Genomic DNA, 13,381 nt, shown 5'->3' with positions numbered 1-13,381 from the left:
TAATAAGAAAAGGAGATTATTATGGAAGATACATGGTTTGCGGGGATTGATCTTGGCGGAACAACCATCAAGCTGGCCTTTATCAACATGTACGGTGAAATTCAGCATAAATGGGAAGTTCCGACCGATAAATCAGGAAACACAATTACGGTCACGATCGCCAAAGCGCTTGACCAGAAGCTGGAAGAACTGAACAAGCCGAAACGGATCGTAAAATGGATCGGAATGGGAGCGCCCGGACCCGTGGAAATGGCGACGGGGATGGTCTATGAGACGACAAATATGGGGTGGAAAAACTATCCGCTGAAAGACCATCTCGAGGCGGAAACGGGTATTTCGGCCGTCATTGAAAACGATGCCAATATCGCGGCGCTCGGAGAAATGTGGAAGGGTGCAGGTGACGGGGCCAAAGATGTCATTTTAGTGACGCTCGGAACCGGAGTCGGCGGAGGCATCATCGTCAACGGAGAAATCGTTCACGGTAAAAACGGGGCCGGCGGAGAAATCGGTCATATTTGCAGTATTCCGGAAGGAGGAGCTCCGTGCAACTGCGGAAAATCCGGCTGCATCGAAACGATTGCGTCCGCAACAGGCATCGTCCGCATCGCGAAAGAAAAGCTTGCGGCTGTTTCCGACTCTTCGCTCTTACAAGTGCGCGATCTGACGGCACGTGACGTGTTCGAAGCGGCTAAACAGCAGGATAAGACAGCGCTTGAAGTCGTCGATTATGTCGCAAAACATTTAGGCCTCGTGCTCGGAAATCTGGCAAGCGCCATGAATCCGACGAAAATCGTGCTCGGCGGAGGCGTGTCTAAAGCGGGTGAAATCCTGCGGTCAAAAGTTGAAGAGACTTTCAAAATCACCGCGTTCCCGCGTTCTGCGGAAGCAGCGGATATTTCGATTGCGGCACTTGGAAATGACGCCGGAGTCATCGGCGGGGCGTGGATTGCCAAAAATGAATGGCTCAAACATCAAAACTGCTGAAGAAAGTCTGCCTGCCCATATCGCGGGCGGCTTTCTTTTTTTATCTCCCCAGTCATATAGTTTTTAAAAAAGGGGGATGAACATGGCGGGAATTCGTGTCAAACCTGAATTGAAACAGCATATGAAAGATATTGCAAAGGTGCTTTCAATTGATGAAAAACTGTTGAAAGCCGCTGATAAAACGGCGGAAAACGATGAATTATTTTGTCCCGGCTTTGCCGTGAGCGGGCAGTCAGAGGGTCCGCCGCTTGAGACGCTGAGCGGGCTTTCGCGATACATCCGGCACTGTGAAAGGATTCTTTCCGCTGATCAATGGGTGAAGGAAGAAAAGGTGTACGGCTCCCAATCGGTTTATGAAGAAATTGAGAAAATAACGGATGTCTTTCCGTTTGTCACGTGCCGTAAAATCGGCAGTTCCGTATTGGGAAAGCCGCTTTATGAGCTGAAAATAGGTGCGGATACGGCTGAAAGAAAAGTCCATGTAAACGCCTCATTTCATGCCAATGAATGGATCACCACCTCGGTCGCGCTTAAATGGTGTAAAGAATATTGCGCGGCATTATGCGAAAATAAAACCGTTTTCGGGCACTCTGCGCTTGATATATTCAGCCTGACATCATTGTCATTCGTTCCGCTCGTAAATCCCGACGGTGTTGATCTCGTACTTTACGGATGTGAAGATTTATCAGAAAAAAATGAATTTCTTAATCGATTAAATGAACACCGCCCGGATTTCCGCGAATGGAAGGCGAATATAAACGGTGTGGATTTAAATAAACATTTCCCATCCAATTGGGATATTGAACAGAGGCGCAAACCGAAAGCCCCTTCATACCGGGATTTTCCGGGGACGGCGCCGCTCACTGAACCGGAGGCGCAGGCAATGCACCGGCTGATAACGGAGCAGCCGCCTGACAGGCTGATCGCGCTTCATACGCAGGGAGAAGAGATTTATTGGGGATACGAAGGATGTGAACCGGAGCAATCATCCCGGATGATTCGGGAGTTTGAAGCGATAAGCGGAAACCGCTATCAAGGCGTTAAAACCATTGACAGCCATGCGGGTTTTAGGGATTGGTTTATACAGCAGTATGGAAAAGAGGGCTATACCATTGAGCTCGGGAAGGGAAAAAACCCTTTGCCTTTTCATCAGTTTGCTGATATTTATCAAGCGACGGAAGGTATTTTGTGGAGGTCGCTTGTTTTTTGAGACATCTGTGAAATTTCTCATTTGTTTACATAAACAAATATGGGACAATAGAAAAGAATGGAGGGAAGGCTGGTGAGATACTTGGTTTGTGTTCTGCTGTCAGCACTCGTTCTGTGTTTAGCGGCCTGTGAACCATCTCATCAGCAGCAAGACACAGGCGTTTCGGCAAAATCGGCAGAACAGAAAATCGTTCCGCTCAGTAAAAAGGAAGCGGAGAAAACGGAAGGATGGCTGGATAACAGAACGATCCTGTATACAGCACATCATCAGCTGATGAAATATGATCTTTTCAGCGGAAAATCCGAACGGCTCTATGAAACAAAGGGCAATATTGTCAATGTAAAGATCAGCCGGAAAAAACAGCTGATTCTCATACAGGTGACAAGCAGCGGTCAGACTGAGCTTGTGCTTATGAACAAGCAGGGGAAAAGACTTTATCACAAAGCCTTTAACTCTTATGAGCTGGAGACGGCTTGGAATCCGTATGACCCGTATCAAATGATGATTACCGTTTTTACTGAAACATGGGACTTCACAGCCTATACGGCCGATATGAACAACGGCATTTTAAAAAAGAGTCCCGTTCAGGCCCCTTTTGTCCATTGGACCTCCACTGATGAATTCCAATATATCAAGCAAGGAAAAACGGAGGAAGAGGGTCCTTTATATTCTTATGACTTGCAGACAAAAAAAGAAAAAAGAGTGCTTCATCACGTCATCTGGGCCGATTCCCGCCCGGGCATGACGATTGCCGTCAGACAAACGGATCAATCGGACGGAGACGGCGAGTTCCTTTTCCAAAAGCCGGCATCCGTGACGCACCGCTTTCCTCTCCAAGAAAAGTATCAGAGCTTTGCGCCGATGGAGTATGATTACGATCAGACACACAAGCGGTTTTACATATTCAAGCCTGAAGGCCGCTCTTACAATCTGATCAGCTTTGACTTAGGAGACGAACGGGAGCGGACGGTGCTCAAAAACACGGAAATGGAGCCGATTCAGATCTCTCCGAACGGGGAATACGCTTTATACGGCTTTACGTATGACCGTCTGATTTCACTGAAAACAGGCATGACAGAACCAATCATAACAAATGAAAAAGGAGTTTGAACCAAATGGCAATTGCAGATGTGACAATCATTCCGATCGGAACAAAAACACCGAGCGTCAGTGAGTATGTAGCGGATGTGCAAAACATTTTGGAGGGGTACAAAGCTGCCGGCAAGATCAAATTTCAGCTCACGCCGATGAACACTTTGATTGAAGGTGAGCTGAGCGACTTATTCGCAGTCATTCAGGACATTCACGAAGCCCCGTTCCAAAAAGGGCTGCACAGAGTGGCGACAAATATCCGCATTGATGACAGACGTGATAAAGAAACGACACTGGAGAGCAAAATCAAAAGTGTCAGCAAACATTTGCAGCAATAAAAAATAAGCCTGTATCCATTGGATACAGGCTTTTAATGTGCAGTCGGATAGCCGCTGGTTACAACGGTCATTACGGTAAACCAGCCAAACACGCCCAGCGTGGCGGCGGCTAACAAAAATCCCAGGATATTTCTCTGTCTGACAGCCCGCAGGACTCCTAATACAGCTAATAATGCGACAAGGCCGAAGATTACAACAAGTAACATCATGCTCCTCCTTTGTCATTGAAACCTGAAAATCTTTCCATTTCATTTTAACCGTTTTCATTTTGTTTGTCGATAGCGTTTTCCCGGCCGCATTCATTGAATCTTCCGCAGAAAACCTTCATAATAAGGGCATATACATAAAGAGGTGATGAAAGTGAAATGGAGACGAATGCCGGCCGGTCCGATTCAGGCAAACGCGTATTTTCTTGTCAGTGAGGATCAGTCCTGTCTTATTTTTGATCCGGGCGGGGAAGCGGACAAAATCAACAATTACATAAAAGAAAACAATCTGAAGCCGCTGGCCATCTTACTGACGCACGCCCATTTTGACCATATCGGCGCGCTTGACGAAGTAAGAGACAGATGGGATGTTCCCGTATATCTTCACAAAAATGAAGAAAAGTGGCTGGAGGACTCTTCCTTAAACGGATCGGGCATATTGCGGGGCATCGCCGTAACGGCACGGCCCGCCGAACGGCTCATCGAAGGCGACGGCATATTGGACATCGGGCCTTTCCATTTGGAGACATTGTTTACGCCGGGACATTCACCGGGAAGCGTTTCTTATTATGTGAAGGACGCGGATCTGGTGATTTCAGGTGATGTGCTCTTTCAGGGAGGCATCGGCCGCACTGATTTACACGGCGGAAGTCAGGACGTATTGCTTGATTCCATTCATCAAAAACTGCTCACGCTTCCCGGATATACACTTGTGTTAAGCGGGCACGGGCCGGAAACGGATATTCAGACAGAGCAGGAGCGAAACCCGTTTATCAATGGTTTTTCACTGTAAATGAAAAAAGACAGACCATAATCGGTCTGTCTTTTTCTGTCAGTGGGTTCCGCCGCCCGGTGTCATAATAAAAATAGAGTAATATGTAAATCCGGCGAAAAATACGGTTAAGTAAGCTCCGAAAATATAAATATACATCCGCTCAGTCAGATTCAAATAAGAAAGAAATACGAAAAAGATCGTCTGTCCAAAAAACAAAAGTGAAGCGTCTTTCATGCCCCCTAAAAAAAACATGACTGCAAATATCCCCGTCCAAAATCCTAACACCCGGAACATGCGATTCATTCCTTATCCCCTCCCGAGAGTCTATCTGAAGTTTATTATAATAGATCGGCACTCGAAATGTAAACATTTTCATGATTATATTTATTGTGGAATTTATGTCTTTCCCTGTGTTTTATATCTTATGCCGCTCTCTGAAAAAGATCCGAAAAATCTTTTTGAAATATGTTTAATGAAAAAAAGTTCAGGGTACTTATGTTAACAAAGAGACGGATTATCCGAGGGAGGAATTTTTAAAAATGAAAGAACTTATTTTTTATTCATACCCGAGCTGCACATCATGCCGAAAAACGAAACATTGGTTAAAAGCCCACAATGTTGACTTCCAAGAGCGCCATCTATTCAGGGAGACACCGACAATTGATGAATTGAAGCAGATCTTATCATTAACGACTGAAGGAATTGATGAAATATTGGCGACGAGAAGCCAAACATTTAAAAATCTCAACCTGAACATTGAAGAAATGACTGTAAATGAAGTGCTGAAGCTTTTGACTGAGAAGCCGAAACTGCTGCGGCGTCCGATTCTGATCGATCGCAATAAGCTCGTTATCGGATACAATCCGGGAGAACTGATGAAGCTGACGAAGAAAAAAACGGTACATCAATCTGTATCATAAGAGAAAAACGAAGATCCGCTGATCAAAATTTATCAGCTAATCTTCGTTTTTTGCGGTTGCGGGACTGGGCTAGCTGGATTCGAACCAACGATCACGGAGTCAAAGTCCATTGCCTTACCGCTTGGCTATAGCCCATCGGATGTAATTACAGTATGTGCGTCCGGCGCTGATTTATACATACAAAGGAATTTGAATGGAGGAGACCTGTGAAACATTTGAGTGAAACATTATCTCGAACCTTAATTGAAGAATCAGGTGAAATCACACGCCAGTGGCTGCTCATACCAAAATCGGGGCGGCCTTCAGATGATCAGAAAGCGGAAATGCAGCACCGTCTGTTAATTGAAATCGTTGCCGGCATTCTATCGGAAAAAGACGGCGGGGAAGAGGAGCTGACAAAGTGGGCGCTTCAGTTTGCAAGGGACCGGGCCGTCCATGAAGTACCGGTCTATGAAAGCGTCACGAGCTTTAAAGAATTCCGGAGATTGGTCTGGAACCGCATACAGACATGCTGTGAAACGATGTCTGAGAAGCCTGGGGCGAATGCGGTATTCCAATGGGGAGAGAAGCTGAACAAAGCAATTGACCATATGATTGAAGTATTTACAGAGGAATATTATAAAGTGACTGTTACACAATTAAACGCCCAAAAAGAAATGATTAACGAACTAAGTGCGCCGATTATGCCGATTGCCGACGGTATTGGAATTTTGCCGCTCGTCGGCGAAATTGACACCTACCGGGCAAAAATGATTTTGGAATCGGTGCTTGATCAATGTTCTTCACTCCGTCTTTCTTATTTATTTTTAGATATATCAGGTGTGCCGATTGTGGATACGATGGTCGCTTATCAGATTTTTAAAGTGATTGACAGCACAAAACTTCTTGGCATAGAAACGACAATCTCAGGCATCAGGCCGGAAATCGCGCAGACCGTCGTGAAGCTCGGCATCGATTTTTCTCAGGTGAAAACGGAGCAGAGTCTGGCGAAAGCGCTGGCAAAAAACGGATTTATCGTAAAAGAATCATTAAGATGATAAAAAGCTGAATGGCCGGGAGGGATGTCTCCCTCAGCTATTCAGCTTTTTCAGCTTCAATCGTAATGATATGATGGCTGTCGATTTCTTTTACCGTAAATGTGTAGCCTTCAAAATCAATGGTGCTCCCGGGCTTCGCGTCAATATGCTGAGTAAGAAACCAGCCCCCGAGTGTATCGACTTGATCAGCCGTAATCTCTGTTCCGAGTACATCATTGACGTCGCTGATCAGCAATTTGGCGTTCAGGAGATAGCGGTTCTTCCCAAGCTTTTGAACGGAAGGTGTTTCATCCGTATCAAATTCGTCGCGGATTTCGCCGACGATCTCTTCAATGATGTCTTCCGCCGTTACTAATCCCGCGGTTCCGCCGTACTCATCAATGAGAATGGCCATATGGGCGTGTTCCCGCTGCATTTTAACGAATAATTGATAAATCGGAATCGTCTCAATCACATGGATCGCCGGCTGGATGTAAGGGCTGAGTTCGTGTTTTGTAAACGCCGCTCCTTCTGACAGGAATCTGAATAAAACTTCTTTTATATTGATGATGCCGACTACATGATCTTTATCTCCTTTTACTACGGGATACCGGGTATATTTATTTGTTTTGATAATGTCCCGGAGCATATGTCCCGATCCGCTGTCTAACGGCAGACTCACCATTTCATTCCGGGGCACCATAATTTCTTTGGCAGTGCGCTTATCAAATGTAAAAATGTTATTTACGTAATGCAGCTCGCTTTTTTTAATCATGCCGCTTCGATAGCTTTCGGCAAGGAGCACCCGCAATTCCTCTTCCGTATAAGCCATTTCATGTTCGGAAGCAGGCTTCAAGCCGAACATGGCTGTAATCAGGCGGGCGGAATGATTGAGCAGCCAGATGAACGGAAACATTAACTTATAAAACAAAATCATCGGTCTGGCAGACAAAAGTGTAATCCGCTCGGCTTTTTGGATAGCAAAACTTTTCGGGGCAAGTTCGCCGATAACGACATTCACATATGTAACCAGCAGAAAGGCGATGATCAATGACAGGACTTGGGCAACCGCTTCGTGAACTCCGGTCTTTAAAAATAACGGCTGAAGCATCGCTTTGACTGTCGGTTCACCCAGCCAGCCGATTCCCAAAGCGGTGACGGTGATGCCCAATTGGCATGCCGATAAATATTCATCGAGGTGTGTAATGACATGCTTGGCTGCTTTTGCTCCTTTTACATCTTCCTCAATGAGCTGATTAATGCGGGAGCGCCTTGCTTTAACGATTGAAAACTCTATGGCGACAAAACACGCCGTTAATAAAATAAATAGTACGATGGCAGACAGTTTGATGATATACAATGTAACGCCTTCCGCGAAGGAAGGCTTGCACCTCCCTTTTTTCGGAATAATACCACTGTAGAAAGCTGCTCAAACATCGAACCTGGTTTAGCCTGCTTCATTTACGGTAATAAAACAAGAAAGCGATACTGGAGGATGACAAGAGATGAAGGTACATTCGGGTGCGGACTGGCTGTGGTACCAGCTCGGTCCGCATGAAAAAACAGAAGCGAAAAAAATGATTCATCACAATCACTGGCCGCAATGCGAAAAGTGGTTTGAACATGAAAATCATATAAACTTTCTGCGCTCAGATACAAATGATCAGAATAATGAAGCGGTTTTCGGTTCTTTAATCTATCATCAAGGATTAGATGATGAAAAAAACCATACCGTATTTCACTTTTATATTACGAGAGACTTCTTTTTTACAATTAATTTTGATTTTTCGCTGCTGCGCGGTGTAAAAGAAAAGCATGCCACACAGCAGATTCAAACCTGTGAAAATCCGATTGAAGGCTTTTTTGTTCTGCTGGGAGAGCTGATGAATTCCTATCTGATCGGACTGGATGAATTTGAAGTCAAGCAGCGGACGCTGAAATGGCAGATTCATGATGACAACAGCAAAGGAATCTTGGAAAATGTGCATAAACTGCGCCATGAGCTGTTCATTTGGAAAGGCCTTACACTGGGGGCTAAAAAAGTGGAAATGGCTTTAAAAGAAGCTTTTCTCCCGAAAAATGACAGGCAGAAAGATTACCTCAGAGCTCATCAAAAGATGGAAAGAGGAATTACATATATCAATGAGTTTGATCAGGAATTGAGCAATCTGCTGCACGCCGAGGAAGTCATTACCTCCCAAAGAGGAAATGAAATTGTGAAAGCCTTGACGATCTTTACAACTCTCTTTACACCGATGACGGCGCTTGGAGCTCTCTGGGGGATGAACTTTGATAACATGCCGGAGCTTCATTGGAAATATGCGTATATTTGTTCCATCGTGCTCATTATTGTATCAACCCTGCTGATTTATATTTATCTGCGGCAGAAAGGCTGGACAGGGGACATTTTGAGGGAGCATCAAAAAAAATATTTGCGGAAAGAAAAGAAACGCTAAGGAGAGCAGGCATTCGCCTGCTTTTTTTGATGGCTGGCTGAAAATGGCCGAATGGTTCCCGAGTTCATTCGGTAAATCAGAGTCAGGGGGCTTATTTTTTATTTTTTTACGTTTTACACACTGTAAAACGCATAATCTCTCCTTTGCCGGCTTCTGTGTATCTGATTTACAATACGTGCGGAAGGAGGGAAGTCTTGTGAAAAATATTGAAACATACAGCAGGAACATCATAAACGAGGCCTATACGGCAAGGGCTTCAGATATACACATTGTGCCGAGAGAAAGGGATGCTTTCATTCATTTTCGCATCGGCCATGCTCTTGTGAAAAAAAGAGTCTTAAAAAAAGAGGAATGCGTAAGGCTAATTTCTCATTTTAAGTTTTTATCGGCCATGGATATAGGAGAAAGACGTAAGCCGCAAAACGGGTCATTGTCTCTGCCGCTTCCGACGGAAACCGTTCATTTAAGAATGTCAACCTTGCCGACAATGAATGATGAAAGTCTTGTCATCAGGCTTTTGCCTAAGCGGCAGATTCCCCCTCTGGATAAACTGTCCTTATTTCGGGGGGCGGGCGCCGCACTATTGTCCTTTCTGAAGCATTCGCACGGCCTGCTTCTGTTTACCGGCCCCACCGGATCTGGAAAAACGACCACTCTTTACTCGCTTGTCAACTATGCAAAAAGGCATTTCAACCGGCGTATTGTCACGCTTGAAGACCCCGTAGAAACAAGAGATGAGGATGTGTTGCAAGTTCAGGTGAATGAAAAAGCCGGAGTCACATATTCCGCCGGTTTAAAAGCGATTCTAAGACATGATCCCGATATGATCATCTTAGGGGAAATCAGAGATGCCGAGACGGCTGAAATCGCAGTCCGCGCGGCCATGACGGGACACCTCGTTCTTTCAAGCCTGCATACAAGAGATGCTAAGGGCGCCATATACAGGCTGCTGGAGTTCGGCGTGAACATGACAGAAATTGAACAAACCGTCATTGCTATTGCCGCTCAGCGTCTGGTTGATTTAACATGTCCGTTCTGCAAAGAGGAAAACTGTTCCGTGTACTGCCGGATGTACAGGCAGACACGCCGTGCGGGCATTTATGAACTGCTCTACGGGAAAAACCTCACCCAATGCTTTCAGGAAGCAAAGGGAGAGCACGCCAATTTTCAATATCAGACGCTCCGCAGGCTGATCAGAAAAGGAATCGCGCTCGGCTATGTCACGACCGACAATTACGATCGGTGGGTGTATCATGAAGCGGATTAACCGAACCTGGCCCTTGAAGGATCAAGCAGCTTTTTTGAAAAGGCTCGGTGAAATGACGGAAAAAGGATACAGTCTGATTGAAGGGCTCAGACTGCTGCAACTCCAGCTGCATAAACGTCAGCTTGCAGAGCTGACGGACGGAATCCGCCGGCTGAGGCAAGGTGATGCGTTTTACCAAGTGCTTGAGGCACTGTCTTTTCACAAAGAAGCCGTCTCTATCTGCTATTTCGCTGAGAAACACGGGGAATTGCCGGGGGCGATGAAACAAAGCGGCGAATTATTACAGAGAAAGCTCATGCAGACGGATCAAATCAAAAAAATGCTCCGGTATCCGATGTTTTTAATTTCTTCCGTCTGTGTCATGTTTTATATCCTGCAAAGTTTAATTATTCCGCAGTTTGCTGGGATTTATCAATCAATGAATATGAATACTTCCGGTGCGACTGCTTTCATCTTTGCGTTTTTTCGGCATTTTCATGAAGCCTGCGCACTGGCGCTGTCCGCCGCTTTCTGCTTGTTTTTGTACGTTTGGTTCTTATGTAAAAAAAAATCCCCGCAAGATAAAATGCTGATTGTTGTGAAAATACCACTATTAGGAAAAGCGGCCGTTCTTTTTAACAGCTACTTTTTCTCTTTACAGCTCAGCAGTCTTCTGAAATCCGGCCTATCTATCTATGACAGCTTAACAGCTTTTAAAGAACAATCTTTTCTGCCTTTTTATCGTGAAGAAGCAGAGATGCTCATTACACGTCTGAAAGCCGGAGAAACCATAGAATCCGCTCTTTCCGGGCATCCGTGTTATGAAAAAGACCTTGCGGCTGCAGTCAGCCACGGACAGGCAAACGGCCTGCTTCACCGCGAACTTTATACGTACAGCCAGTTTATGATGGAGCGTCTTGAACAAAACGCGGCGAAGTATACCGGCATTCTCCAGCCTGTCATTTACGGTGTTGTGGCCGGTATGATTTTAATTGTCTACATGTCAATGCTGATGCCGATGTACCAGATGATGAACCAAATGTAAGGGAGTGCTTCGTCTGAAAAATCAAGATGGATTTACTTTAATTGAAATGCTGATCGTTTTATTTATCGTTTCCATTCTGCTTTTAATCACCATTCCTAACGTTACAAAACATAATCAAAGCATTCAGCATAAAGGCTGTGAAGGACTGCAGAATATGGTGAAAGCCCAAGTGACGGCGTACGAAATCGATCATGAAGGTAAAATGCCGGATATGAACGATTTACAATCAGAGGGGTATATCAAAAAGAATACAGCCTGCCCGAATGGTAAACAGATCTTAATTAGTGGCGGAGAAGTTACAGTTGAACAATAACAGGCGGACAGAAAATGGGTTTACCCTTCTTGAAAGCCTGATTGTGTTAAGCCTGGCGTCCGTCCTGCTGACGGTTTTGTTCACGACGGTTCCGCCGGCCTACACCCACCTTGCCGTGCGGCAAAAAACAGAACAGCTCCAAAAAGATATTCAGCTTGCTCAGGAAACGGCTATCGCAGAACATAAAAGAACAAAAATCACTTTTCTTCCAAAAGAGCATAAATACAAACTGCAGTCAGGCGGAAGGATTGTCGAGCGTTCTTTTGACTCGCTTCACATTACACTTGTGACTTTACCGGAGAGCCTTGAATTTAACGAAAAAGGCCATCCGAATTCGGGAGGAAAGATTCAATTGAAGAGCGCCGGGTTCACCTATGAGATCACGGTTTACTTAGGGAGCGGAAATGTCCATGCTAAACGGAAATAAGGGGTTCTCTACTATTGAAACACTATCAGCAATGGCCATTTGGCTGTTCCTTATGACGTCTATCATTCCGGTCTGGACGGGCATGCTGACAGATGGTCTGAAAATAGAAGATCGCCAGGAAGCGTACCAGCTTCTTCAGAAACATATCAGCACTTATATGATGACCGGAAAAAAGCCGCCGTCTCCCGGTGTGAAGTGGAAGGAGGATGGTGAGTATTACAAAGTGTGTACGGCTGACCGCAGCGAAAAAGAAATGTGCCTCAGCATTCTCAAAACAGACTGGCTTTACGCTTCTTAATGTTTTGTTCTCCTTGGCAGTCTGTCTTTTCCTATCAGGCACCTTGGGCCCGATTTTACATCTGTTTTTATCAAACCGGGCCGATAACGGCGGATTAGACAGCCGGGAGCATCAAATTGCCGTTCAGCAGATCATGAACGAATGTAAACAGGCTGAGGCTGTGAAGCCGGCGGACGGCGGACGGGCGTTAGCATGCCGGAAAACCGGAGGCGAAGAAGTGCGTTTTGAAATTTATCATAAGATGATAAGGAAAAGAGTAAACGGAAAAGGCCACGTGCCGATCCTGCAAAACGCGGCATCATTAACGGCTGATGTGAAAAACGGCCTGCTCTTATTAGAGATTTCAAGCGTTACAGGTCAAAAGAATCAGGCGGTCATTCCGGTTTACAGCTCTTTTAAAGGTGATTAAATGTACAAATCTGACGGTTTTATATATCCCGCGGTTCTGTTTGTTTCTGCCGCAGTTTTACTTGTCATCAGCTATACTTCGTCTGATTTCATCACCCGAAAAACATTTGCAAAAGAGGCCGGGGAGTACTGGATCGGAGAGAATCTGCTCCAAAACGGCGTGCTGCTGTCAAGCCGCCATATGACACAGGGACAAAAGGTCCAAACTGGTACACAGCGTTTTCCGTATGGCACCGTTTCTTTTCACATCACGGGGAGTGATCGCCGGGAAACGGTTCAGGTTACAATTCAGGCGGAAACAACGACAGGAACGAGACGGGAGGCTCACCTTTTGTTCGATCAGAAGAAGAAACAGCTGATTCAATGGACGGAAGTATAAAAAAGAGGCGGCGGGACAACACTTCATAGTAAAGACAGCACTATGAGGTGAGAGCCGTGAAAACAAATGATTATGTAAAATATATGACTGAGCAATTCGTTAAATATTTCGATACGCCGAAACAGGAACGGAGAGAGCGAAAAGAAGTGCGGAAAGAAAAGAAAGTGCCGGCTTCTCAGCACTGGTTCGGAATATTGCCGTATAGTTTTAAGCTGTGGATGCAGCGGAAAAAATAAAGTGAATCACACGAAAGGCCCTCCTGATACAG

At 45.3% G+C, this 13,381-nt stretch carries 19 protein-coding genes and 1 tRNA gene; 16 read left to right on the top strand and 4 right to left on the bottom strand.

Annotated elements, in window-relative coordinates:
- Positions 1-21: 21 nt before the first annotated feature.
- The 4 genes from glcK to ACKTRM_RS11795 all read left to right on the top strand — a co-directional run bounded on the left by glcK (position 22) and on the right by ACKTRM_RS11795 (position 3,624).
- Positions 22-984: a glucose kinase GlcK gene (gene glcK, locus ACKTRM_RS11810; RefSeq protein WP_012117991.1), complete on the top strand. Its 963-nt coding sequence runs from the start codon at positions 22-24 to the stop codon at positions 982-984.
- Between the two features lie 82 nt (positions 985-1,066).
- On the top strand, positions 1,067-2,194 hold the full coding sequence (locus tag ACKTRM_RS11805; protein ID WP_012117990.1) for a M14 family metallopeptidase: 1,128 nt from the start codon (positions 1,067-1,069) through the stop codon (positions 2,192-2,194).
- A 72-nt stretch (positions 2,195-2,266) separates the two neighbouring features.
- On the top strand, positions 2,267-3,304 hold the full coding sequence (locus ACKTRM_RS11800) for a hypothetical protein (protein WP_023357038.1): 1,038 nt from the start codon (positions 2,267-2,269) through the stop codon (positions 3,302-3,304).
- 5 nt (positions 3,305-3,309) lie between these two features.
- A complete protein-coding gene (locus tag ACKTRM_RS11795) occupies positions 3,310-3,624 on the top strand; it encodes an MTH1187 family thiamine-binding protein (RefSeq protein ID WP_003153073.1) in 315 nt (104 codons plus the stop codon).
- Between the two features lie 32 nt (positions 3,625-3,656).
- On the opposite strand, the gene ACKTRM_RS11790 is transcribed toward ACKTRM_RS11795, so the two are convergent.
- Positions 3,657-3,830 carry a DUF2759 domain-containing protein gene (locus tag ACKTRM_RS11790; protein WP_003153076.1) on the bottom strand — a complete coding sequence of 58 codons (174 nt, stop codon included), beginning with the start codon at positions 3,828-3,830 and terminating at the stop codon, positions 3,657-3,659.
- 154 nt (positions 3,831-3,984) lie between these two features.
- On the opposite strand from ACKTRM_RS11790, the gene ACKTRM_RS11785 reads away from it, so the two are divergent.
- Entirely contained in the window at positions 3,985-4,623 is a 639-nt protein-coding gene (locus tag ACKTRM_RS11785) for an MBL fold metallo-hydrolase (RefSeq protein WP_012117988.1), read from the top strand.
- A gap of 39 nt (positions 4,624-4,662) precedes the next feature.
- Here the strand turns inward: ACKTRM_RS11785 and ACKTRM_RS11780 are convergent, their stop codons facing one another.
- Entirely contained in the window at positions 4,663-4,908 is a 246-nt protein-coding gene (locus ACKTRM_RS11780) for a DUF2626 domain-containing protein (protein ID WP_003153078.1), read from the bottom strand.
- 236 nt (positions 4,909-5,144) lie between these two features.
- On the opposite strand from ACKTRM_RS11780, the gene ACKTRM_RS11775 reads away from it, so the two are divergent.
- Positions 5,145-5,525: a Spx/MgsR family RNA polymerase-binding regulatory protein gene (locus ACKTRM_RS11775; protein WP_003153079.1), complete on the top strand. Its 381-nt coding sequence runs from the start codon at positions 5,145-5,147 to the stop codon at positions 5,523-5,525.
- Between the two features lie 64 nt (positions 5,526-5,589).
- Here ACKTRM_RS11775 and ACKTRM_RS11770 read toward each other — a convergent pair.
- Positions 5,590-5,660, bottom strand: a tRNA-Gln gene (locus tag ACKTRM_RS11770).
- Positions 5,661-5,731: 71 nt separating this feature from the next.
- On the opposite strand from ACKTRM_RS11770, the gene ACKTRM_RS11765 reads away from it, so the two are divergent.
- Positions 5,732-6,562: an STAS domain-containing protein gene (locus tag ACKTRM_RS11765; protein WP_012117987.1), complete on the top strand. Its 831-nt coding sequence runs from the start codon at positions 5,732-5,734 to the stop codon at positions 6,560-6,562.
- A gap of 37 nt (positions 6,563-6,599) precedes the next feature.
- Here the strand turns inward: ACKTRM_RS11765 and ACKTRM_RS11760 are convergent, their stop codons facing one another.
- Entirely contained in the window at positions 6,600-7,901 is a 1,302-nt protein-coding gene (locus tag ACKTRM_RS11760) for a hemolysin family protein (RefSeq protein WP_012117986.1), read from the bottom strand.
- Between the two features lie 145 nt (positions 7,902-8,046).
- On the opposite strand from ACKTRM_RS11760, the gene ACKTRM_RS11755 reads away from it, so the two are divergent.
- The 9 genes from ACKTRM_RS11755 to ACKTRM_RS11715 all read left to right on the top strand — a co-directional run bounded on the left by ACKTRM_RS11755 (position 8,047) and on the right by ACKTRM_RS11715 (position 13,349).
- Entirely contained in the window at positions 8,047-8,997 is a 951-nt protein-coding gene (locus tag ACKTRM_RS11755; RefSeq protein WP_007408319.1) for a magnesium transporter CorA family protein, read from the top strand.
- A gap of 196 nt (positions 8,998-9,193) precedes the next feature.
- Positions 9,194-10,264, top strand: coding sequence for a competence type IV pilus ATPase ComGA (gene comGA / locus ACKTRM_RS11750; RefSeq protein WP_012117985.1), 1,071 nt, complete (start codon positions 9,194-9,196; stop codon positions 10,262-10,264).
- Positions 10,251-11,288, top strand: coding sequence for a competence type IV pilus assembly protein ComGB (gene comGB, locus ACKTRM_RS11745; protein WP_012117984.1), 1,038 nt, complete (start codon positions 10,251-10,253; stop codon positions 11,286-11,288). Before comGA ends, comGB begins: the two co-directional genes overlap by 14 nt.
- A 4-nt stretch (positions 11,289-11,292) precedes the next feature.
- On the top strand, positions 11,293-11,601 hold the full coding sequence (gene comGC, locus ACKTRM_RS11740; protein WP_003153087.1) for a competence type IV pilus major pilin ComGC: 309 nt from the start codon (positions 11,293-11,295) through the stop codon (positions 11,599-11,601).
- Positions 11,591-12,028, top strand: a complete 438-nt coding sequence (gene comGD, locus ACKTRM_RS11735) for a competence type IV pilus minor pilin ComGD (RefSeq protein ID WP_012117983.1) — start codon at positions 11,591-11,593, stop codon at positions 12,026-12,028. The genes comGC and comGD overlap by 11 nt, the downstream gene beginning before the upstream one ends.
- Positions 12,012-12,326 carry a competence type IV pilus minor pilin ComGE gene (gene comGE / locus ACKTRM_RS11730; RefSeq protein ID WP_012117982.1) on the top strand — a complete coding sequence of 105 codons (315 nt, stop codon included), beginning with the start codon at positions 12,012-12,014 and terminating at the stop codon, positions 12,324-12,326. The genes comGD and comGE overlap by 17 nt, the downstream gene beginning before the upstream one ends.
- A complete protein-coding gene (gene comGF, locus ACKTRM_RS11725) occupies positions 12,235-12,735 on the top strand; it encodes a competence type IV pilus minor pilin ComGF (RefSeq protein ID WP_012117981.1) in 501 nt (166 codons plus the stop codon). Before comGE ends, comGF begins: the two co-directional genes overlap by 92 nt.
- Positions 12,736-13,113 (top strand): competence type IV pilus minor pilin ComGG, encoded by a 378-nt coding sequence (gene comGG / locus ACKTRM_RS11720; RefSeq protein WP_012117980.1) that lies wholly within the window; start codon positions 12,736-12,738, stop codon positions 13,111-13,113.
- A gap of 56 nt (positions 13,114-13,169) precedes the next feature.
- Positions 13,170-13,349, top strand: coding sequence for a YqzE family protein (locus ACKTRM_RS11715; RefSeq protein WP_003153093.1), 180 nt, complete (start codon positions 13,170-13,172; stop codon positions 13,347-13,349).
- The last annotated feature ends 32 nt before the right edge of the window (positions 13,350-13,381 follow it).

Source organism: Bacillus sp. D7-8, assembly GCF_052055895.1.
Classification (GTDB): Bacteria; Bacillota; Bacilli; order Bacillales; family Bacillaceae; genus Bacillus; species Bacillus velezensis.
Note: the sequence above shows the minus strand (reverse complement) of the source record. Positions and strands in the feature narration are given on the sequence as shown.